The 23031-nt window shown below is 36.3% G+C and carries 17 protein-coding genes, 2 pseudogenes, 1 riboswitch and 1 other annotated feature; of the genes and pseudogenes, 4 read left to right on the top strand and 15 right to left on the bottom strand.

Features of this window, described 5'->3' with window-relative positions; genetic code table 11:
* Nucleotides 1–63: 63 nt before the first annotated feature.
* From pheT to ACQV2O_RS07200, 9 genes are all read right to left on the bottom strand, one after another.
* On the bottom strand, nt 64–2490 hold the full coding sequence (gene pheT, locus ACQV2O_RS07240) for a phenylalanine--tRNA ligase subunit beta (protein ID WP_428875417.1): 2427 nt from the start codon (nt 2488–2490) through the stop codon (nt 64–66).
* A complete protein-coding gene (pheS, locus tag ACQV2O_RS07235; RefSeq protein ID WP_428875415.1) occupies nt 2490–3557 on the bottom strand; it encodes a phenylalanine--tRNA ligase subunit alpha in 1068 nt (355 codons plus the stop codon). The genes pheT and pheS overlap by 1 nt, the downstream gene beginning before the upstream one ends.
* A 353-nt stretch (nt 3558–3910) precedes the next feature.
* Nucleotides 3911–4420, bottom strand: a complete 510-nt coding sequence (locus ACQV2O_RS07230; RefSeq protein WP_428874344.1) for a phosphohydrolase — start codon at nt 4418–4420, stop codon at nt 3911–3913.
* A 99-nt stretch (nt 4421–4519) separates the two neighbouring features.
* The gene (locus ACQV2O_RS07225; RefSeq protein ID WP_428874343.1) at nt 4520–5305 is read right to left on the bottom strand and encodes a TrmH family RNA methyltransferase; all 786 of its coding nucleotides are present in this window, start codon (nt 5303–5305) and stop codon (nt 4520–4522) included.
* A 101-nt stretch (nt 5306–5406) separates the two neighbouring features.
* The gene (gene pepV / locus ACQV2O_RS07220; RefSeq protein ID WP_428875413.1) at nt 5407–6825 is read right to left on the bottom strand and encodes a dipeptidase PepV; all 1419 of its coding nucleotides are present in this window, start codon (nt 6823–6825) and stop codon (nt 5407–5409) included.
* 172 nt (nt 6826–6997) lie between these two features.
* Nucleotides 6998–7723: a pseudouridine synthase gene (locus tag ACQV2O_RS07215; protein WP_428875412.1), complete on the bottom strand. Its 726-nt coding sequence runs from the start codon at nt 7721–7723 to the stop codon at nt 6998–7000.
* Nucleotides 7720–11082, bottom strand: a complete 3363-nt coding sequence (locus ACQV2O_RS07210) for a polysaccharide biosynthesis C-terminal domain-containing protein (RefSeq protein ID WP_428875410.1) — start codon at nt 11080–11082, stop codon at nt 7720–7722. Before ACQV2O_RS07210 ends, ACQV2O_RS07215 begins: the two co-directional genes overlap by 4 nt.
* A 78-nt stretch (nt 11083–11160) precedes the next feature.
* On the bottom strand, nt 11161–13581 hold the full coding sequence (leuS, locus tag ACQV2O_RS07205) for a leucine--tRNA ligase (RefSeq protein ID WP_428875408.1): 2421 nt from the start codon (nt 13579–13581) through the stop codon (nt 11161–11163).
* Between the two features lie 67 nt (nt 13582–13648).
* Nucleotides 13649–13862 (bottom strand) — a binding site (T-box leader).
* Nucleotides 13861–15570: a LysM peptidoglycan-binding domain-containing protein gene (locus ACQV2O_RS07200; RefSeq protein WP_428875406.1), complete on the bottom strand. Its 1710-nt coding sequence runs from the start codon at nt 15568–15570 to the stop codon at nt 13861–13863. It overlaps the preceding feature by 2 nt.
* Before the next feature lie 213 nt (nt 15571–15783).
* Between ACQV2O_RS07200 and ACQV2O_RS07195 the strand changes: the two genes are divergently transcribed.
* Both ACQV2O_RS07195 and ACQV2O_RS07190 read left to right on the top strand, forming a co-directional pair.
* A complete protein-coding gene (locus ACQV2O_RS07195) occupies nt 15784–16194 on the top strand; it encodes a hypothetical protein (RefSeq protein WP_428875404.1) in 411 nt (136 codons plus the stop codon).
* Complete coding sequence (locus tag ACQV2O_RS07190) at nt 16194–16763, top strand: tRNA (mnm(5)s(2)U34)-methyltransferase (protein ID WP_428875402.1); 570 nt, start codon at nt 16194–16196, stop codon at nt 16761–16763. The genes ACQV2O_RS07195 and ACQV2O_RS07190 overlap by 1 nt, the downstream gene beginning before the upstream one ends.
* Before the next feature lie 69 nt (nt 16764–16832).
* Here the strand turns inward: ACQV2O_RS07190 and ACQV2O_RS07185 are convergent, their stop codons facing one another.
* The 4 genes from ACQV2O_RS07185 to metK all read right to left on the bottom strand — a co-directional run bounded on the left by ACQV2O_RS07185 (nt 16833) and on the right by metK (nt 20803).
* The gene (locus tag ACQV2O_RS07185) at nt 16833–18005 is read right to left on the bottom strand and encodes a MalY/PatB family protein (protein WP_428875401.1); all 1173 of its coding nucleotides are present in this window, start codon (nt 18003–18005) and stop codon (nt 16833–16835) included.
* A gap of 165 nt (nt 18006–18170) precedes the next feature.
* Nucleotides 18171–19367 carry an FAD-dependent oxidoreductase gene (locus ACQV2O_RS07180; RefSeq protein WP_428874333.1) on the bottom strand — a complete coding sequence of 399 codons (1197 nt, stop codon included), beginning with the start codon at nt 19365–19367 and terminating at the stop codon, nt 18171–18173.
* Nucleotides 19368–19403: 36 nt separating this feature from the next.
* Nucleotides 19404–19529 carry an NADH peroxidase gene (locus ACQV2O_RS07175; RefSeq protein ID WP_428874331.1) on the bottom strand — a complete coding sequence of 42 codons (126 nt, stop codon included), beginning with the start codon at nt 19527–19529 and terminating at the stop codon, nt 19404–19406.
* 83 nt (nt 19530–19612) lie between these two features.
* Nucleotides 19613–20803, bottom strand: coding sequence for a methionine adenosyltransferase (gene metK / locus ACQV2O_RS07170; RefSeq protein WP_428874329.1), 1191 nt, complete (start codon nt 20801–20803; stop codon nt 19613–19615).
* Nucleotides 20801–20893, bottom strand: a riboswitch (SMK box riboswitch). It overlaps the preceding gene by 3 nt.
* Nucleotides 20894–20959: 66 nt before the next feature.
* On the opposite strand from metK, the gene ACQV2O_RS07165 reads away from it, so the two are divergent.
* The gene (locus tag ACQV2O_RS07165) at nt 20960–21763 is read left to right on the top strand and encodes a hypothetical protein (RefSeq protein ID WP_428875399.1); all 804 of its coding nucleotides are present in this window, start codon (nt 20960–20962) and stop codon (nt 21761–21763) included.
* A gap of 76 nt (nt 21764–21839) precedes the next feature.
* Here the strand turns inward: ACQV2O_RS07165 and ACQV2O_RS07160 are convergent.
* Nucleotides 21840–21922: pseudogene (locus tag ACQV2O_RS07160) on the bottom strand (IS3 family transposase); the annotation flags it as partial.
* A 67-nt stretch (nt 21923–21989) separates the two neighbouring features.
* Here ACQV2O_RS07160 and ACQV2O_RS07155 point away from each other — a divergent pair.
* Nucleotides 21990–22347: pseudogene (locus ACQV2O_RS07155) on the top strand (transposase); the annotation flags it as partial.
* A gap of 98 nt (nt 22348–22445) precedes the next feature.
* On the opposite strand, the gene ACQV2O_RS07150 reads toward ACQV2O_RS07155, so the two are convergent.
* On the bottom strand, nt 22446–23031 hold a 586-nt coding region (locus ACQV2O_RS07150), incomplete at its 5' end, for a Rib/alpha-like domain-containing protein (RefSeq protein ID WP_428875397.1).

Genomic DNA, 23031 nt, shown 5'->3' with positions numbered 1-23031 from the left:
TATCTCGGGTCTTATTTTAAAGGTTATAGCAAAAATGGACTTATGATACAGCCCCTTTTTATGTTAACGAATTTCTACATTCTCTGCCTTTTCTAAAGCTTTAATCACTTGATCCATTGCCTTTGTCACTTCTTCATCTTTTAAAGTTTTATCTGGATTTTGGAAAGTTAAGTGATAAGCTAAAGATTGTTTATCTGCTGCTATATTCTCGCCAGTATATCGGTCGAATAATTCGACATTTTTCAAATTATCTCCAGCATTTTCATAGATTAAATCTACCAAGCTTTGGTGACTGGTTGATCGATCTACTAAAAGAGCGATATCACGAGAAGTTGATGGATATTTTGCTAAAGGGGTCTGTAGCAATAAGTCTCTGTTAAATCCTACTAAAGCCTCAAAATCTAACTCCGCAAAGAAAGTCTCCTTATCTAAGTCAAACTCTTGCGATAATTGGGGATGTAATTGCCCAATAAAACCAATTTTTTGACCGTCTAATAAGATATTGGCTGTTTGTCCTGGATGCATAAAGTCTAAATTTTCCATACGTTCAAATGATAAATGATTTCCTAAACGTAATTGGTCCATAATTTGTTCAACGATACCTTTGAGATCGTAAAAATCATAATTTTGACTTGCACTTTCCCAATTGGATGGACTCTTTTCACCAGAAACAAAGAAGCTAAGCATTTCTTTTTCTTCAGGTTGACGGTTCCTTTCAGTCGCTAAGAAAACTTTGCCCATTTCATAGAAAGCTATGGTCTTATTGTGACGGGCTTTATTGTAACGAGCAATCTCCAAGAAAGACGGTAACATTGATTGTCTTAAGAGTGATCTTTCCTCAGACATTGGTAAAAGTAATGAAACATAGCGATCTTTATTTGCATTTAATTTTGCAAACTCAGGTGAGATTAGAACATAAGACACTGTTTCATTTAAGCCTAACCCTTCAGCTAAAGAGCGTGTTGCTCTTTTTAATTTTTGTCGGCTATCTAATTGGGCGGGACGATTAGGAACCGCAGGTAGAGTAACAGGAATTTGATCATAGCCATAAATACGAGCCACTTCTTCTAAAATATCAGCTGGAATAGTAATATCCCAACGACGTGGGGGAATCGATACTCTCATCTGGTCATTTTCAAAAGCGACTTCAAAACCTAAGCGGTCAAAAATGGCTTGAAGCTGCGATTGATTCACTTGAATGCCTAATTTTTCTTCAATCATTTGCATAGGCAGTTCTACCACTTGATCATGCACATCATCGGCTTTTACTTCTAAGACTCCCTTTTCGATTTTACCCTGTGTTAATTGCGCCATCAAAATAGCAGCTTGGTCCCCTGCTTCTGAAAGAGTTGCTGGATTAATTCCTTTTTCAAAGCGGGCAGATGATTCTGATCTTAAGCCAAGACGTCGAGAAGTTGAACGAATGGCCTGAGAATTAAAAACAGCTGTTTCTAATAAGACATTTTGCGTCTTTTCGGTTACATGGCTATCTAGCCCACCCATGACACCTGCTAGAGCAATTGGTTGATCGTCAGAAGTAATCACTATATCTTTTTCTGTTAGATTTCTTTCGATTTCGTCTAAAGTCGTAAGCTTTTCATTTTCTTTGGCATAGCGCACACCAATCTTTTTGCCTGGTAATTGATCCAAATCAAAAGCATGCATAGGTTGACCATATAGCATCAAATAGTAATTGGTCACATCCACTAGGTTATTAATAGGACGAATATTAGCTTTCATCAAACGGCTTTGCATTTGAATCGGGCTTGGCTTTACTTGAATGCTTTTCAACACTCTTAACTGATAGTGACTACTTAAATCATGTTCTGTCATATCCAATTCTAAATTTTGTAATTCATCAATTGAAACTAATTGACTTTCACTGATTTTTAAAGCTTCAAAATGTGGAGTCTGAGAAACAATCGCTCCCACCTCGTGAGCTACTCCACGCATCGATAAAGCATCTGCACGATTAGGTGTAATGGATAATTCTAAAATCGGATCATCAAGCTCCATGTATTCAACGATATTTTGACCGATTGGAGCATCCTCTGCTAAAAGATATATGCCATCCACAAATTCCTTCGGTACCACCTTATCAGCAAATCCCAACTCTTGTAATGAACATAGCATTCCTTGAGAAACTTGACCTCTAAGTTTTGACTCTTTGATTCTAAAATCTCCAGGTAAAATACAGCCTTCTAAAGCAGTGATTACTTTAGCACCTTGCTTAACATTAGACGCACCACATACGATTTGCTTTTTGCCGTAATCTGCTACATTGACTTGAGCAATTTTTAAATGATCGGAATCAGGATGGTCCTCTAATTCTTCAACTAATCCAACTACTAGAGGACCTTGAATAGAATCGGCCAGATTTTCGACTCCTTCAATTTCAATACCCGTTCGAGACATTTTCTCTGCTAATTCCTCGGCAGGCATTTTATTTAAATCTAATAATTCATTTAACCAATTATATGAAACATACATTAGTTTTGACCTCCTTTGAATTGTGTCAAGAAGCGTAAATCATTTTGGTAAAAATGACGGATGTCATCAACGTTATGCTTTAACATGGCTACACGGTCAATTCCCACACCAAATGCAAAGCCGCTATATTTATTTGAATCAATGCCTGACATTTCTAGTACATTTGGATGAACGAGTCCTGCTCCTAAGACTTCAATCCATCCGGTACCTTTACAAATACCACAACCTTGCCCTCCGCATTTGAAACAGGACACATCCACTTCAACAGAAGGCTCTGTGAATGAGAAGAAGGAAGGTCTTAATCGAATCTCACGTTCTTCGCCAAAGAAGGCTTTAGCAAATTGTAAGAGCGTTCCTTTCAGATCTGCCATAGTAATCTTTTCAGCAACTACTAAGCCTTCCATTTGATGAAACTGATGAGAATGAGTCGCATCATCATTATCTCTTCTAAAAACCTTCCCGGGTGAAACCATCTTTAAAGGGCCATCTTTTTCAAAGTCATGCTTTTCCATTGTCCGAGCTTGCACAGGCGAAGTGTGTGTTCTTAATAAAACTTCTTCAGAGATATAAAAGGTATCTTGCATATCCCGAGCAGGATGATTTTTAGGCAAATTCATTTTTTCAAAGTTATAAGAGTCTAACTCTACTTCTGGTCCTTCAATAATTTGATAACCCATCCCTAAGAAAAGATCTTCTAATTCTTCACGCGTTTGAGTTAATAAGTGGCGACTACCAAAGTTCTGCCGTCTTCCAGGCAAGCTAATATCGATTGTTTCACTAGCCAGTTGAGCAGCTAATTCTTTCTGCTTTACTTGCTCTTGTTTTTTCTCAATATGGTCATTAAACGATTGATGGAATTGATTAATTAGCTGACCTAAAATCGGCTTTTCATCTTTTTCTAAATCTTTCATTTGTTTTGAAATTTGCGTCAATTCACCTTTTTTACCGGTATATTTCACGCGAATATCCTGAATCATTTTACTTGATTCCGCTTGCTTGATTTCTTCAATTGCCTTTGCAACTAAACCATCGACTTGTTCTTTAATGACTTGTAATTTATCATTCATCATAATCCTCCTAGCAATTAGCACTTTAATATTCCATCCAACAAAAATAGCCCGTCCCTAAAAGGGACGCGCTACCGTGGTACCACCCTTATTCTTGAAAAATTTCAAGCACTCAAATCATTGTTAACCCCAATGAAGGTATCTTTTTCTAGTTTCAAACTATTTAAGGATCGACTCCTAGGATGAAAATAATTGAAAAGTGACATCATCTGCTCTCAGTCGGTGACAAATTTCCCTGTTTATGTACCTTTCAATTAGGTCCTAATCATAGTCTTTAGTTATCTTTATCAAGTATAGCCTGTAAATAGTTTTTCGTCAATCTTGCTCTTTAGTGAAAAGTCATTTCACCCTCACTATTCGCTAAATCCAATGGTCTGCTCTTTCTTATATAGAGAGGCTTTTAGCCACCTTTTTAAACCTTCTACTAATTCGCATACAGCTGATTGCTTATCCATTAAAGTCACAATTAATGACTCGCCATAGCGTGGGATATCTAAAGTAGCGCCACACATATGTTTTAAAATTATATCTTTTTCTTTGTCTGATAAATCAGTGATTTCTAATGCATTCTTTAAAGCGATACGTGGATGCTCATAATTATGGCCTTTTCCGCCTACGCAATCCTTTGAGCAAGAATCGTAGAAAAACAAATCGTGCAGAAGGGCTGCTCTGGCTGTAGCGATCGCATCGAGCTTAAAACGTTTAGCCCAAAGGTATGAACGATAAGACACTGAAATAGAATGTGCTAAACGATTGGTATATTTATGATGGACAAATTTTTCTAGAGATTGAACTTTTTCATTCTCCATCAAATCTTTAACAATTGCCACATATTCTTGGTTATCTTGCCAAGCTATTGCCATTTATCCACGTCCCTTCTTTAATCTAACTCTAGTATACTCCGCAAATATGAAATTTATGTAAATTCTATGTAAAAGTTTAATAAAGCTAATATTTATTAACTAATTCGACCATTGTTTCCAGGCAAACATTAAAATACCTGCTGCTATAGATACATTAAGGGATTCTGCTTTTCCTGGCATAGGTATAAAGACTGATTTATCTGCTTTTTCCATCCAAAAAGGCCCAACACCTTGCCCTTCATTGCCCAAAACCAAGACACAGTGGTTAGCGATTAATTTACGATAATCTTCAGCTTCTTGATTGACGGCTGTACAGTAAAGAGGAAGTTCACTCGCTTGAATGGCTTTAAATATTTGAGCGTTTGAAGCTTCATAGATAGGCAAGTGCCATAAAGATCCTTGACTCGCTCTTATGACTTTATCATTGTAGAGGTCTACACAACCTTCAGCTAAGAATACACCATCAAAACCTGCTGCATCAGCGGTTCGAATCATGGTTCCTAAATTGCCCGGGTCTTGTACCCCGTCACATAAAAGATAGTGGCTACCATTTATATTTTCTTTAGCTAAATTACTTTCTTTTTTCTTAATGACAGCCATCACTCCTTGGGTATGTTGAGTGAGTGCGACTGTCTTCATCACTTCTTCACTTAAAATCAACACTTCGATTTGAGCTTGTTTGATTTGTTCAATAGTCTGTATATGATTTTCATGATAACTTGGCGTCATTAAAACTACTTCAATGGCTGCTTGATAAGTGATGGCTTCTTCAATAAGATGTTCACCCTCGATTAAATAAGTTTCTGTCTTTTTGCGATTCTTAGCTAAATGCAATTTGCGGTAGTCTTTTATTCTTTGATTTTGCTTTGATTGAATAATTTCCATAATATTTCACCTTTTTTCTTCATGAATTGAAGGTTACTTGAATATATAAAAAAAAGCAAACTTTCTAGCAAATTGGCTAGAAAGTTTGCTTAAATGGTCAATTAGCGTGTTAAGCGATAGATAGATTCTGCATAAATAGCAGTAGCTCTTAATAAGTCATCCATCGCAAGGAACTCATTGGCTTGATGCATAGTATCAATTGAATCTGGGAATAAGACACCAAATGAAACTCCACGCTCCATTAAGCGGCCATAAGTTCCTCCACCAATTGTTTTTTCATAAACTTCATTGCCAGTTTGTTTAGCATATACATCCAGTAAAGTTTTAACCATTGGATCTTCTGGTGAAAGATAATGAGGGTCTTTATTACCATTCATTTCCACTTTCACTGCTAAGTTAGCAACATTTTTGATAATAGCTGATTGAATTTGATCTTTGTCGGTTCCTTTAGGGTATCTAAAGTTAGCATCTACTAATCCACCTTCAGCATCATCAAAATTGATAATACCAATATTCATAGACAAGGCTCCCATAATATCATCGACTATAGCGACACCGATTTTTTCACCTTCAAAATCAAGGTGTAACTTATCGCCTACTAGAGTTAAGAAGTCATTGGCTTCTTTTTTATCAAATGTATACTTACTTAAGAAAGCAGCTAAGTAAGTTCCCGCATTATGGCCTTTTTCTGGAGTAGATCCGTGAGCCGCCTTACCTGTTAGTTCAAAACGTAATTGACCAGACGCTTGGGAAACTTTACCTGATACAGGTTGATCTTCTAAAAAGGCTTGGAAATCAGCTTTTATTTGGTCTGCTTGATCAGTTTTTACACTCGCATAAGCTTCTTGAGGAACCATATTTGCACGAAGACCTGCATGGAAATCAAGCAATTTATGATTAGCTTCCACTGTTTGCTTAGCATCAAATTTAAATTGAGCAGAAACATTTCCTTTTTCACCGTTGATAATCGGGAATTGCGCATCTGGTGAAAAACCATAGTCTGGCATTTTTTCAACTTTAGCATAATGATCCATACACATCCAGCCAGATTCTTCATCTGTTCCAACAATCAGATGAATCTTTTGATTAAACTCTGCGCCTAATTCACGTAATAATTTAATGGCAAAGTAAGCACCAATTGTTGGTCCTTTATCATCAGAAGAACCACGCGCATAAATGCGTCCATCTTTGATTACTGGCTCATAAGGGTCAGTGTCCCAACCAGTTCCTTCAGGAACAACATCCAGGTGACCTAAAATACCTAAGGTTTGATCGCCTTCTCCAATTTCAACACGGCCCACCAAAGGCCCAAATTGCTTCGTTTCAAAACCATCTTCTTGGGCCATTTTTAAGAATTCTTCTAAAGCTTTTTTAGGTCCAGGTCCAACAGGAGCCTCTGCTGTTGCTAAATCATCTTCACGAACTGAACGAATGCGAATCATCCGAAAAAGATCTTCTAATAAGTCTTCTTGACGTTTAGTGACTTCATCTAACCAATTAATATTGTCTAAATTTTCCATCTTTCTACCTCCATAAAATATAGAATTTCAAAATCATTCTGACTTTAATAAACTATTGCCATCAAATGAATCCGTTCCCATTATATCATATAAATTTATCCAACCCTATATCTCTACTTTAAATTTAAGTCTTTTTTTAAATAAGACTTTTTCTCTGAGAATAGCCTTTTTACTATTCATAACCCAATGGCTTTAGAGCTTCTATTTCAGCTTGAGTTAATTGACGATAATCTCCAAGAGCTAAGTCATCTTCAAGCTGGAGAGGTCCCATTGATAAACGGTGAAGTTGAAGAACTTCCATCTGACAAGCTTGAAACATTCTTTTTACTTGGTGAAATTTACCCTCACTAATGGAAACGCGAATTTTAGATAGACTCTTTTCAAAATCTACTTCATCAATACATAATTGAGCGGGTTTACTTATAAATTCACCTAAATCCAAGCCTGCTTTAAACGCTGCTACCGTTTCTTTCGTAACATTTCCTTCAATTAAAGCTTGATAGGTTTTATAAACTTGTTTTTTTGGAGAAGTTAACTGATGAGCCATTTGACCATTATTGGTAATTAATAAGAGACCAGTGGTGTCAATATCTAGTCTCCCTACCGGAAAGAGATCAAAACGATAATCATCCGGATGTAGACAATCGATAACCGTATCATGGTGTCCGTCTTCAGTGGCAGAGATAACGCCTTGCGGTTTATTCAAGAGCCAATAGATGAACTTGTGGTAAATAATTTGTTGTCCATCTACTTCTATCAAGTCCTTGTTTTCGTCTACTTGAAAGTTTGCTTTTATAATTTGTTCACCATTGACTCGAACACTTCCTGTTGAAATTAAAGACTTGACTTCTTTTCTAGAGCCGAAATTCATATGACTTAATAATTTATCTAATCTCATCGGTGGATACTCAATTTCTTTTGTAAATCCGCACGGTAATCACCGATAATAATCGGCAACATACCGAATAGGGCCATAGTGCCACTATAGATAAGAATGGCAATCAAAACGACTATAATGATTTGAACTAAAGTTAAGCCTCGTCCTACTGGATCCATCATCAGATTGATTAAACGATTCCAACCGTAAGTACCAATTGCCATAATGGTTGTCGCAATCACAATGCGCACAATATCACCTACAAAATAACGATCACGAATTTTGATTACACGCCAAATCTTCATCCACATTAAAACAGCAGCCACAGCAAAGCCAAAGAAGGTCGCCAGTAAAGCACCGTGAGCTTGGAATAACGCTACCATTGGAAATTGTAGAACAAGCTTAATTGCTAAACCTACCAGTAAATAAGTGATTGCAAACCGACGATAATCCATTGATTGAAGAATGGTTGCAAAAACAGTATATGCTCCTAATACAATAGCTGTAAATGATCCTGTCGTTAATAAACCCGGTCCTGCAGAAATACCTGCTGGATAGAAGAAAGGATAGACATTGTCAGCTATAATCGCCATTCCGATTGAGGCTGGCAGCATGATAAAGGTGAATAAAAGAACAATATTTTTGATTAATTCACTGGTTTTATTAATATTTCCTTCAGCGTACTTACTTGAAACAGCTGGGATTGATGAAGCCGCAATAGCTACAGCAAATGAAACAATAATCATCACTAATTTATTAACATCTAAGCTCATCGCTCCAAATAATTCAGCAATTTCTGAATTTAATAACACACTGGTACGAACAAGGATTTGTTTAAAGGTATAGGTATCAATATTTTGTGCAAAAATTATACCTGAGCCAAGCAAGATGAAAGGAATCGAATCACGTAGCATAATTTTTAGGCTATCCATGAAATCGATATCCATCTTATTTAAGGATGTCTCTTTAATACTTTTCATTTTTCGATTATGAATAATATAAGCACCAACCAAGAAGAGCAAGGCAATTAAGGCTCCAACAAAGGCTGCAAAAGTTGAATGAGCAACCGCGTCTGTAATCGATCCCTCGTAAACCATCATAATCAGGTAAGTAGCACCTAAGATATAAAGAACTCGCATAATTTGTTCCAGAACCTCAGAAAGGGCTAGCGGTATCATTTGACTATAACCTTGGAAATATCCTTTAAATAGGCTTAAAGTAGGTAAAATCAAGAGAGCCGGTGCTAATGAACGAACGACAATGATTGCCGCTTCTTGGTTATCTGTTGGTGAATTAGCTACTAATACAGGTGCGATTAAATAAAAGATTGCAGCAATTAAGATACCTGAGAAGGCCATAATTCCCAGTGAATATTTAAAGAGCTTGTCGACCACTTTAAATTCTTTCTTAGTGCTGTAAAAGGCTATCTGCTTAGCAACCGCCGCAGGAAAACCAGCTACTGCAATTGATAAGAAAAATACGTATGGATTATATCCAACAGCATAAAGAGAGTTTGCTTGAGAATATTCTGCCCCTAGCCAAGCTGCCCATGGAATAATATATAAAGCCCCAATAATTCGGGATAGTATTTGTCCCATTGACAACCAAGCAGCACCAGCAACAAATTTAGATTTATCTTCAGAATGGCCTTGTTCACTCAGTTCTTGCTGAGCTTTTTCTGCTTCAAAAAGATTAGCATCTAAGGTGTCTTCAAGAAGGACATCCGTTAAAATTGGCGCTTCGTAATAAGAAGTTTTTTGCGAAATTTCTTCTGCAATGGACTCTTCTTCAGATAAATTATCCCTATCCTTGGGTTTTTCTTCTTCATTTATTGACTCTTGGTCATCATTATTAATGATTGCAGCTTGTTCATTTTCATCAGAAGATTCCTGTTCAAGACTCGCATCTAAAGGCGCTTGTTTTTCAGTTGGTGTCTCTTTTTCTCCTTCAACTTCACTGTCTTTATCATCATGATTTTGAACCGTTTGTAGCATTTGACTGGTTGACTGCTTGGTTTTCTCTAACAGCTTTGTAGAATTAGCTGCAATTTTAGCCCAGGCATTGCGTGAATTGACTTTAAGCTTATCTAATAAATTAGATCCTTTTTTAGGAGTTATTTGCTCTTGTTTATAATGATCTTCAGGCAAGATGTCCCATGCTAAAGCTTCTATTTCTTCATCATTATACATTTGAGTTTGCGATGACTTTTGCGATTCTAAATCTTTTTCATCAGAAGAACTTTCATTGGTCTTGGAATTGAAATTGACTTTAGAAAAAGCAGGTTCGACAGAGGAAGAATTCTGCTCTTCTTGAGATTGACGATTGTTACTATCTTGAGTCTTTTCTTGCGATAAAGATTGTGACTCAAACTCCTTATCTTCCCTCCCTTCGTCTATATTTTCAGCTGGTGAACTTTCTGCCGATTCCCCATCAGTCAATGCTTCCTCAAGAGAATTTGAACTACTCTTTAAACTTGAATTAGGAGTTTGAGAGAGACTTTCAGTTTCAGCTTGACTATTATCCTCAATATCTTCAGCTGGATGGCTATTATTAATTACGTCCAATTCGTTAAGAGACTCTTGTTCTAGACTAACTGCTTCCTCACTCGCTAAAGAATTATCAATCAATGCTTCGTCTGAATCATAGGATTCAACTTCAAAAGTATTGGTGTTGAGAGACTCATGCACAACTTCTTCATCTTCTCGTTCTTCAGAAGTAAGGGGTTCAAATTCATCACGCGTTGAAAAAACTATCTGGAAAACTCTTTGAAAGAATCCAGGTCTAACATTAGCAGCTCGCTTGTTTCGATGCTCTTTTCTTAGGCTTTCCTCAATCGATCGATACTGGAAGGGGTTCTCATTTTCATTTCCATGACCATCTTGTTTTTCAAAATCATGACGAGTAAAAAGATCTGGTTCTATTTCTAATTCCAGTGTTTCCTTAAGATGATTAGCTGGATCTTTCATAATTTCAACTTTTTGAGTTAACTGTGAGAATTCCCTTTCTTTATCAGTATCCTCAATTGAACTTAGAGAACTAACTTCAATTTGATTGTCTGCGATTTCTTCCTCGGCTTCAATTACTTCCTCTGAATTATCTTCAAATTGCTCAAGTAATTCTCCTGCTTGTTCTTCAGTAGGTTGATTGTTAATGGCTGACTCTTTTTCATTTTCTGTCAATTGATGATCTACTAAATTTTCGATCGGTTGATTTGTATTAGGATCAGCTTTTATCTCTCGGTCAAAATAATCTGAATCCATTGGCCGAGGATTAGGATGTCTCAGTTTTTCGAGATCTTCTTCTGTAAATTCTAGTGTATCAAAACGGTCGTAATCATTTTTAAATCCCTGATTTTTATCATCAAATTGATTATCAGACACTTACTACACCCCTTTTATTGATATTTCGTCTCTAATATAACATGTATCTATATCAAGAACGATTTCTTAGCACTTTAACTAGTTAGCCACTATGTTAACCAAACGGTTAGGAATAGCAATGATTTTACGAACTGTTTTACCATCCAACTCTTTTTTTATGCTTGCTTCTGCAAGAGCTAACTCTTCCATAGCCTCTTTTTCTAAATCCAAAGCTATATCGAGTTTTGCTTTAACTTTACCGTTAATTTGGATGACAATTTCAACAACTTCATCTTTAATGAGTGACTCATCATATTCTGGCCAGCTTGCTTCTGATAATGATTCAGAGTGCCCTAATTTTTGCCACAACTCTTCCATTAAGTGCGGTGCAATTGGAGCTAACAACTGAACAAAGCCTTTGGCATATTTCTTAGGCAATACATCGACGCTTCTAGCTTCATTTAAGAAAATCATTAGTTGAGAAATTGCTGTATTAAAATGTAACTGCTCAAAATCTTCTGTCACTTTTTTGACTGTTTGATGGTAAATCTTAGTCAATTGATCATCTTCAGACTCTTGAATAGCTGAACTTATTTGACCCGTCGTTTCCTCAATAAATAAACGCCATACGCGATCCAAGAAACGTCTTGAACCTTCCAAGCCATTTTCTGACCAAGCGATCGATGCGTCTAAGGGGCCCATGAACATTTCATATACTCTCAATGTATCTGCGCCATATTCATTAACTACATCGTCTGGATTAACCACATTTCCCTTCGATTTAGACATTTTTTCATTGTTTTCACCCAAAATCATTCCTTGATTGTAGAGTTTTTGGAAAGGTTCTTTAGTAGGAACGACCCCCAAATCATAAAGAAACTTATGCCAAAAACGGGCATAAAGAAGATGTAAAACAGCATGTTCCGCTCCACCTATATAGAGATCGACATTTTGCCATTTGTTTAATGCCTTTTCAGAAGCAATCGCTTCAGTATTATTTGGATCCATGTAACGTAAAAAATACCAGGAAGAACCTGCCCATTGTGGCATAGTATTTGTTTCTCTTCGGCCCTTCATGCCTGTTTTGGGATCTTCAACTTCCAGCCAATCTTTAACATTGGCTAATGGAGATTCGCCTGTTCCAGAAGGTTTAATGCGGTCTGTCTTAGGTAAAAGTAAAGGTAGTTCTTCTTCAGCAATCGCTGTGCTTGTACCATCTTCCCAATGTATAACTGGAATAGGCTCTCCCCAATATCTTTGTCTAGAGAAGACCCAGTCTCTTAAGCGGAAGTTAACTTTTCTTTGTCCTTTAGCATTAGCTTCTAACCACTCAATCATTTTTTGATTGGCTGCTTCTATGTTCAAACCATCTAAAAATTCAGAATTAATATGCACTCCATCTTCTACATATGCCTCATTTTGAATTCCTTCTTCGGATTTAATCACTTCATATCTTGGTAAATCATATTTTTGTGAGAACTCATAGTCTCTTTGATCATGAGCTGGGACCGCCATGACCGCACCTGTTCCATAAGAAGCCAATACATAGTCTGCAATCCAAATAGGTATCTCTTTAGCTGTTACAGGATGGATGGCGTATGAGCCAGTGAATACACCCGTTTTATCTTTAGCAAGTTCAGTACGGTCTAAATCCGTTTTAATCGAAGCAGCAGCAATATAGCTTTCTATTTCTGTCTTTTGTTCTGGACTCGTTAAGTCTTTAACGAGCTCGTGCTCTGGTGCTAAAACGATATAAGACAAACCAAACAAAGTGTCTGGACGGGTAGTATAAGTTGTAATGATTGAAGGACTATCTTTTACTTCAAAATCAATTAAAGCTCCCTCAGAGCGGCCTATCCAATTGCGTTGCATCTCTTTAACTGAATCCGGCCAATCCAAATCTTCTAAATCATCAAGTAAACGCTGGGCATAGGCTGTAATTTTTAATACCCATTGCTTCATTGGACGACGGACTACAGGGTAACCGCCACGTTCTGACACACCATCTACAATTTCTTCGTTAGCTAATACTGTTCCTAAAGCTTCACACCAATTAACGGTAACATCCGCTTGATAAGCCAATCCTTTTTCATAAAGTTTGGTAAAAATCCATTGAGTCCATTTGTAATAGGATGGATCGGTAGTAGCAAATTCTCGCTCCCAGTCATAAGAGAAGCCTAGAGATTTGATTTGACGTTTAAAGTTGGCGATGTTTTTTGCTGTAAAATCTGCTGGATCGTTACCAGTATCTAAGGCATATTGTTCAGCTGGTAAACCAAAAGCATCCCACCCCATTGGATGAAGAACATCATAACCTTGTGCTCTTTTCATTCTGGCCATAATATCAGTAGCAGTGTAACCTTCTGGATGACCTACGTGTAGTCCTTGACCTGAAGGGTATGGAAACATGTCTAATACATAATATTTTTCTCGGTCTGCTCTATCCTTAGTTTTAAAAGTTTCATTTTTATCCCAATAATCTTGCCACTTTTTCTCAATTACTCGATGCTGATATGTCATATTCTTTTCCTCCAATTATCTAATCTTTTATACAAAAAAGCCCTATGAAATCATCTCAAAGACAACTTCATAGGGCGCAATCGCGCGGTACCACCTATTATTTCATTAGCTGAGAGCTAATGCTCTATGCTTTAACGCAGCAAACGTCTCAAGTTAACACTTTACGCTTAGCTCGAGCATTAAAAGGAAGAGTTCAAAAGCTTTTCAACACTTACTTTCACCAAATGTAAGTTCTCTTTAGATGATCCACAATTTACTAGGTCCTACATTTTTAAATTTTTAAAAATTAATAATTTGTCCGATATAAATGGTTGTTCCACCATTTTTTTCAATCAGATCATTAACATCTAAGCCATTACGACGTGCAATCGCATATAAAGTATCATTAGCCTTTACAACATAAGAACCCGTTGAAACTACTTCATTAGTGCTTTCATTTGATTCTTCATTAATTGTTTGACTTAAGTTAACCGTTTCAGACTTTAATGGAGTAGAAACAGTTACTGAAGATTCGATTGAAACGTCATCTTGCTTAATAACTTCTACTTTAGTTTCTAACTTCGTTGCTTGACGAGCTAGGGCTTGACTTGATGAAGTTTTAGTGGAAATATTTAATTTTTGGCCTGGAATAATTAGACTGTTAACTTGTAGATTGTTTGCTTCTAATAAGCTAGCTAATGTTATTCCATGGCTATTTGCAATGGCCCATAAAGAGTCACCTGCTTTTACTATATAATCCCCACTTGTATTTTGTTTAATTTCTTGAGTTTTATCTGTAACTACTAGATTTTCTTTTGGCGTAGATACTGGCTTTTTATTAACAAGATGAGAAGACGCTTCACCCATATTGCTTCCAGGAATTATCAATTTTTGATTGGGATGGATAACAGTATTTAAGTGAATGCCGTTAGCTAATAATAAGTCGTTAATACGCACACCATGCTTTTTCGCAATAGCATATAAAGAATCGCCCGCTTTAATAGTGTAAAGCCCTTTAGTTGTTGAGCTTACAGTGTTCTTATCAACAGGTTCATTCGTATTTTCAACCGGCTTGCTTGCAGAAGGCTTGCTGATAGATAATTTATTTACTTGACTAGTAACTTGAGTTTGACCAGGTATCCTTAAAACTTGATTGGGATGGATAACTGATTGAATCGTCATTCCATTAACTTTTATTAAGTCATCAACATTTACGCCTAATTTCTTGGCTATTTTATAAAATCCGTCACCCGGCTGGACTTTATAGCTTCCATTGGTTGAAACGATTTCACTTGAAACAGTTTCGTCTACAATGCTTGTTTCTGGTGATGTAGTAGGTTTAATTGTAGTGGACTGATTGGGGCCATCAAATTGATCCAATTGATATTGGCTAATTATTTGGTTTAATTTTCCGCCATAGCGTGTATCTGTTGCATAACGTCCAGTTAAATGTTCTGTTGCCTCTTGATACGAAGTTGTATTGGATTTTAAAGCTCCTTGATAATAGCTTTTTCTCCAAGCAGATCCTTCACCAGTTAATACTCTAGCATAATCCAATAATGAATCAGCATAAGAATCATACTTTCTAAAGTTATCTTTAATTTGATAATAAGATCCTGTCCCATCATCTTCTAGAGTATCCATTTCCACTTTTTTATCCTTTTTTCCTGCCTTGACTCCAAACAGATTATAGTTAGGTGCTTGAGCAAGTGTTGAACTTCCCCAGCCGGACTCTAACGCTGCTTGGGCTATCATAACAGAAGCATATAAATCATTTTTAGCAGCAATTTCTTTCGCAGATTGCCCGATACTATTGATAAATTCTTGTGGAGAGAATTTCTTTTGAGATTTCTGAGCATGAACAATGGCATTTTCAGATTGAACTTGTGTTAACACACTTGTTGACAGTAACATTACACCAACATTAATATTGGTGAAAATTTTCTTAAATAGTTTGCGTCTTTGGATTTTTTCTTGCTGACGCATTCTCCGATTTCGCTGTTGAATCATCCTTCAGCCTCCAAATTAAATAAATTTCCATACGGATACATACTGTATTATATGCCATCTCTAATAAAAAATGTTCCTTTATCGTTACTTTTATTGGATTTTTAACATAAGTAACATAAATGAAATATATCAATATTGGTTTGACTACTTTTAATTGAATACATTAGCGAGTATAGTATGAATAAATGGCCACAATATAGAGGAGCGATTTTTTTGAAGTCCTATTTAAAACATATACTCATCCTTCCATTTGTTCTTCTGTCAGGATGTTCTTTCTTAAATGAAAAAAAACTTGAAAATCACTGTTGGCAAGTTACTTTAAATGATTCACTTATTTATCAAGTAGATTTTCAAGATGAGCTTGTTCACTTTCAACTGAATGAAGATAATTTCCTAGAACAAGCCGAACAAGAGTTGGATTTATCTCTACAAGAAACAAGGGATTTGCTGATTGATAAAAAAGAGGAGTTAAATTTTACAGCGCGTTATTATTTAGAAGGAAACTATTTAAATCTTATTCAATCAGCGCACCAAGCAAAGCAATATGAAATAAAGTTTAAGGGTACGACTACCATACTCACTTCCTCAGATGGCAGTCAACTTTTATTAGAAAGAGTGGAATAATGAAGAATGCCTTACAGTCTAGTCATGATGCTTTAGGAAAATTAATTGAAAAATTCCCTGCTGGAAATTATATTGACGCTACTCTCGGAAAAGGAAATGACAGTTTTTTTATATTAAGCCACCCGGCTTTTTCTGGAAAACTTTTTGCTTTCGATATTCAAGTTCAAGCACTGGAAATAGCTCAACAAAAGCTAAAAATCTTTTCATCCGATTCTTTCCAACTTTTTAACAATGGACACCAGCATTTTGATCAAGTTCTCAGTTTTTCAACCTTAGCTAAAGTTCATGGAGCTATTTTTAATTTAGGCTATTTACCTGGAGCCAGCCATCAAATCACTACTAAAGCTTCCACAACCTTACAAGCACTCAATCAAATTGCTCAGCGCTTAGTTTCAAAAGGGAAAATATTTATTGTTGTTTATTCAGGACATAAAGAGGGAGCGATTGAAAAAGAAGAATTAATAAAACACTTAACGCTATGGTCGCAAGATCAGTTTACAATCTCTATTCTTGATTTTTTAAATCAAAGGAATCACCCTCCTCTTTTAATTACTATCGAAAAGAAATAAAGAAGCAATCATGAATGACTGCTTCTTTGTTTTATCTTTATTAGTTTAATTTCAATTTAAGCTTATAATCTATCTGCTCTTAATGGCTTCAATAAACCGTTCGATACTCTCTTTGACTATTTCCTTAGGTAGGGCTAAATGAATACGAATAAAACCTTCACCACAAGAGCCAAACATCACACCATTATTGATATAAACATGATGTGCTTCTAACAGCTTAATAATTTCCTCACATTCCATATTTAATGGAGTCAAATCCAACCATAATAAATAGGAAGCCTCCATTGGTGTTACTACAATTTCAGGCAGCTGATCTTCAATCATCGCTTTTGCCATTTGATAATTTTCTTCGATTAATTCTACTAATGCTTCTTTCCAATCTAAACAATCATTATAGGCATGTTTACAGGCATAAAGACCTAAGACTGGAACAGAAAGCAAATTCATTTTTTCAGCTGTTTCGATATATCGTTGACGCCATTCAGGATTCACGATGAAGATATTTGATGTCTGTAAACCCGCTAAGTTAAACGTTTTAGAAGGCGCAGTAGCCACGACTACACGCTGTGCAATATCGTCAGATAAATTAGCAAAGACATTATGTTTGAAATTTTTATGGGCTAGATCAAAATGAATTTCGTCTGAAAATAGATATAGGTCATTTTCCTTACAAATTTTAGCAACTTTTTCCAGTTCTTCTTTCTTCCATACACGCCCGACTGGATTGTGAGGGCTACAGAAAATCATTGCTTTAGCCTCTTTTGCTGCTGCTTCTAATGCTTCAAAATCTATGGTATAGTATCCTTCATTATTAATTAACTCAACATTAATCTTCTTACGCTCATTATTTTCAATAGCTGCCGTAAAAGGTCCATAAACAGGCTCTAAAATAATGATACCATCGCCTTTTTGTGTAAAAGCATTAACGAAAACATTAATTGCTGGAACAACTCCAGGTGCGGTAACCATCCACTCTTCTTTAACATCCCATTGGTGCTGGTCTTTCATCCATTTCTTAACGGCTTCATAATAGGCTTGATTCGGTACGGTGTAGCCTAAGACAAGTTCGTCCAAATCTTTTTTTAAGCCTTCAATGATACCGGGTGCCATTGGGAAGTCTAAATCTGCTACTGAAAGCGGAGCGATCCCCTCAGGAATATTCTTATTAGACTCTCTCATTAATAACCATTTTTTAGAACCTTGCTGTGTGCGATCGACACACGTTTTAAAATCATAAGCCATGTGATTGCCTCCTAGATATACTAAATTTCAATCTCTGTACTCCTATCTTACACAAATTAAACGCTTTCTTCAACGGCTTCTTAAATTATAAGAGAAATATTAAAGAAATTTAATTTAAAATAAAAACTAGCCCATTTTAGCATGGACTAGTTTTTTTAATGATTATTAGAACAGTAATTTATCTGCTCCCCCAACAGTATTACCTAAGGCTTCAATCGCTAAGACATTTAAATAATGCCATGGACGGTCATAGTTAGGTTGGAAGAAGAAGTCTAACAACGCTAGTTGCTCAAGCGTATATTTGGCATTAATGACTGTTGAAAGCACATTAATTGAATCGGCTACATCAAATTTAGAAACTAGCTGTCCACCTAAAATGATATGGCTATCTTCATCATAGAAAATCATCATATGAACAGTGCCTGGTTTACGCATGAAATCAGGATAAACTTTTTCTTCTACATATTTCCAAGCTACTTTACCTTCATATAAATCTTTATTGACCATTGATAAGCCAGTTGAAGCAATCGTATAGTCAAAATATCTCAAGGCAGAAGTTCCAGATACACTAGGCATCTTGAATTGAGTTCCTGAGGCGTTAAGAGCGGCTACAATTCCTTGTCTTCTCGCTAAGGTAGCAAGACCAATATTTGTCTTATCAGCCGTTGGTGCAAAAGGAATATAAGTTGCATCTCCACCAGCGTATACGTCTTTTGCGGATGTTTCTAGGTATTCGTTTGTTTGAATAAAGCCATGATCATCCATTTCAAGAGTGCCTTTCAACCAGTCAGTTGCTGGCTTAACACCTACAGCTACTACAACTGTATCAGCAGGATATTCACCCTTATCGGTCACAACAGCTTTGACTTTATTGCCTTCTCCTAATAGTTTTTTAACAGCTTCTCCACCCTTAAAGTGTAAGCCTTTATCAGCACCGTGCGCTTCTAGTAATTTTGAAATGTTCTCATCTAAATAAGCAGGCAAAATACGATCTTCCATATCAATAACTGTAACATCTATACCCGCTTCTGCATATGCCGTTGCCACTTCCACTCCGATATAACCAGAACCAATCACTACTAAGTGGTTAGTTTCTTTCATACGATCGTATACTACTTGCGTATCTTCTGGTCCTCTAAAAGTGTGAACATTTTCTAAATCATATCCTTCAAACTGAGGAAGTGGTGCAAACCCACCTGGACTCAATAGTAACTTATCATAAGACTCTTGATGCTCTCCTTCTTCTGTCTTAACCGTTACTGTTTTTTCTTCTGGGTTGACTCCTATTACTTGGCTGGCAGGATGCATGATAATACCTTGTTCACTATAGGAGGCGTTATTGGCAAAATGTAACTCTGACAACTCTTTAGATATACCTTCCAGGTATGATTGAGAACCTCACCCCATGAAGGATGACTCTTCTCCCGCCTCAAATAAATGAATTTCAGCGTCTGGGTCACGCTTTAATAAAGTCTGAACCGACTCATAACCAAAGTGTGATGTTCCAACTACAACATACTTCATTCTAATCCCTCCGAATTGTTATTTATAATTATTCTAACTAAGCATATATTACTAAAAATAATAGATAAGTACAACCTAATAGCTTACATTAGTAAAGACTTTAGTTCTTCAACCTTATCTGTACGTTCCCAAGTGAATCCAACTTCTTCTCTGCCAAAATGGCCATAGGCTGCTGTTTTGGCGAAAACTGGCTTCCTCAAATCCAACATATCAATAATTCCCTTAGGTGTAAGTTTAAAAACCTGACGAATGGCCCGAACAATTTCAGCATCTGAATGATCGGAGCTTTCAAAGGTATTCACACTAACAGATACTGGTTGGGCCACTCCAATCGCATAAGCAATTTGAATTTCTATTTTTTTTGCAATTCCTGCAGCCACTATATTCTTAGCAATATAGCGTGCAGCATAGGAGGCTGATCGGTCCACTTTGGTTGCGTCCTTTCCTGAAAATGCGCCTCCTCCATGACGAGCATACCCTCCATATGTATCCACTATAATTTTGCGTCCGGTGAGGCCTGCATCTCCTTTTGGACCGCCTATAATGAAACGTCCTGTGGGGTTAATATAAATCTTAGTTTCTTCATCCAATAATTCGTTTGGAATAGTTGGTTTAATAACAAGGTCTAAAATAGCTCCTCTAAGCTCTTCTAATGACACTTCCTCGCTATGCTGAGTTGAAACGACTATTGCCTCTAATCTAACGGGTTGATCTTGTTCGTCGTATTCTACAGTTACCTGAGCCTTACCGTCCGGTCTTAAATAGTCCAACTGTCCAGATTTTCTTACTTCAGTCAGTCTACGTGTTAATTTGTGCGCCAAAGAAATCGGTAAAGGCATCAATTCTGGCGTCTCATCACAAGCATAACCAAACATCAATCCCTGGTCACCCGCTCCTATTTCTTGTACATTTTCTTGGTTTTCTCTTGTTTCAATAGCTGAATCAACCCCCATAGCTATATCAGCTGATTGTTCATCTAAAGAAACAATAATGGCTAAGTTTTCGGCATCGAAACCAAATTTGCCACGATTATAACCAATTTCATCAACCTTCTGTCTAACAATTTTTTGAATATCCACATAGGCACTCGTAGTAACTTCTCCTAACACCATAACTAAGCCAGTGTTAACAGCTGTTTCACAGGCTACTCTGGCCATCGGATCCTGTTTCAAGATGGCATCCAAAATTGAATCAGAAATTTGATCTGCAATCTTGTCTGGATGTCCCTCTGTAACTGACTCTGATGTAAATAATCTTTTCTCTAAAGCTTTCATTTATCTTCCCCCATTTTTTATATTGGTTACAAGGCAAATTCACAATCGATGAATCGTGAACCCTATCGGGAACTTTTGGTTGTAACGTTGTAAATTATACCTTAGAATACTAATAGAAACAATTTCAATTATAAAATCCTCTTGAAAGGAAACTCAATGAACACAATTAATAACATACTTAAACATCCTTTGATGCAGTTAGTAGGCTATCCTTTGTCGTGGATTGGTTTTGGACTAACTACCGCTATTTATTCAGTGAAGCAAGTCGACTGGTTAGATCTTGGGCTTTTAGCACTAGTTGTTATCTTAAGCAATATGATTAACCATTACAATTATTATCATCATATTTTAAAAGATCCCAAGGCTAAATCACCTATTATATACTATCTTTTATTAATAGGCTTGCTGACAGCCGCTTTGTTCTTTATGATAAACCAGCACTACATTATAAATATTTTGTTAATTATATACATTATCATAATAGTGGTTCAGTACCAATTTGTCCCTTTAGTTAAGACCATTTATCATATACTATTAAATAGTTATTTTACTGGCTTTTTACTAAATATTATCGCCTACTATTCACAGGCGAATACTTTAAACAATAAAGCAATGATATCTTTTATACCCCTTATTATATTGATGACAGCATTAGAAATAAATCAGCAGTTTCTTAAAGGAATATATAATTTTAAGATACTTGAAAGAAAAATACCCGTAAAGATTATATACATAGTCTTTTCAATGCTAGTACTAGCGAGTATTACAGGAGTTTACACCTCACTACCCACTCAGTCTTTCTACCTCGTTCAAATTCTATTCTTTGTAGTTACACTTGCTATTTACTTACCAAGCTTAATCCCTGTCAAGAAACATCACCGTATTCAAAACAAGCTGAATTATCAGGGTGCTATAAGTATAATTTTTATTGTTTTTTATAGTCTTAGTTATTTATTTTAGAGTAAAAAAAAGAAAACCCCCTTCTATTTTTAAAATGTACTGAACCCATAAATACGTCACTTTAATCAAATAATCTTTAAGCGGCTTGTAACCTGTATCGGATAGGAGACAAGCCGTTTAATTTTAGTTTAATTCTTAATGCTTGTAACATTCAATATATCCTTAAATCGTTTCAGCTCATTCTTCAATACTTTCAACCTTTCTCTATAATAGATTGCTTGTTTTAGAAGTCCTTAAAGACGTCTATCGTGTGGTCCAAGACCTTCGTTTCTCTCTCGATCACTCAAGACCCTCTTATGTTTATGACTACCCTTTATCAGCCTTCAAATCAATCGCTTGCACCAAGGCTTAAGAGAGTCTTAAGAATAGTTACTAAGTTTAAACAATACATTAAGAATTCCTTTCGTTATCACACACTGACCAATGGCCCTATTGAAGGGATTAATAACACGATTAAAGTGCTTAAACGCCATGCTTATGGCTATAAAAACGACTCCCATTTCAAAAATAGAATTCTTTTAATATCAAGATTATATGTGTCAGGAAGAAAAGAAAAGGAGACTAAGCAACCGTTAATTGCTTAATCTCCTTGGATAGCATCAACCCTATTGGACATAGAGCCAAAATATTATCACCTTGATTTTAAAATTTGAATAGTTTTATTACAAATCGTTCAAACATCTTAATTTTCTTCTTTTTTTCTGCCTCCTACTGCAATTAATCCTAATCCACTTAATATTGAAAGAGCAGCACCTGAAAACAGAACAAGTTGATCAGACTCTCCCGTATTCGGTAAAACTCCGGCTTTGGAAGGTGAATCATCAGATTTTTCAGGGATATTTGGATCACCATTATCTCCATCATTTTCTGAATCTGAGACAGAAACAATAACTGGAACTTCAAATATTTCAAACGAACCATCTGGATAAGTAACTTTAACTAAACCAATGTATGTTCCCGGCTTAGTATAGTCTATTACTCCTTCTGGTGTCACATCTTCAAACGTGGGTTGTCCTGGATACTTAGGATCTTCTACGTACCCTGGAATCGTTACATTGTCAGTTAAGTCTACTGTTCCGCCTGATTGAATCACTTCAGGTGAAACAATAGGTTCATACTTATCAGCTTGAGTTTCATCTGAGGTTGGTGTCGTTACAGTAACTGTCACATCCACAATTTCTGTTGAACCGTCTGGATAAGTTACCTTCACCTGACCAATGTATGTTCCCGGCTTAGTATAGTCTATTACTCCTTCTGGTGTCACATCT

Origin of the sequence: Facklamia sp. P13055, assembly GCF_050409445.1 — a bacterium.
Taxonomy (GTDB): Bacteria; Bacillota; Bacilli; order Lactobacillales; family Aerococcaceae; genus Facklamia.
Note: the sequence above shows the minus strand (reverse complement) of the source record. Positions and strands in the feature narration are given on the sequence as shown.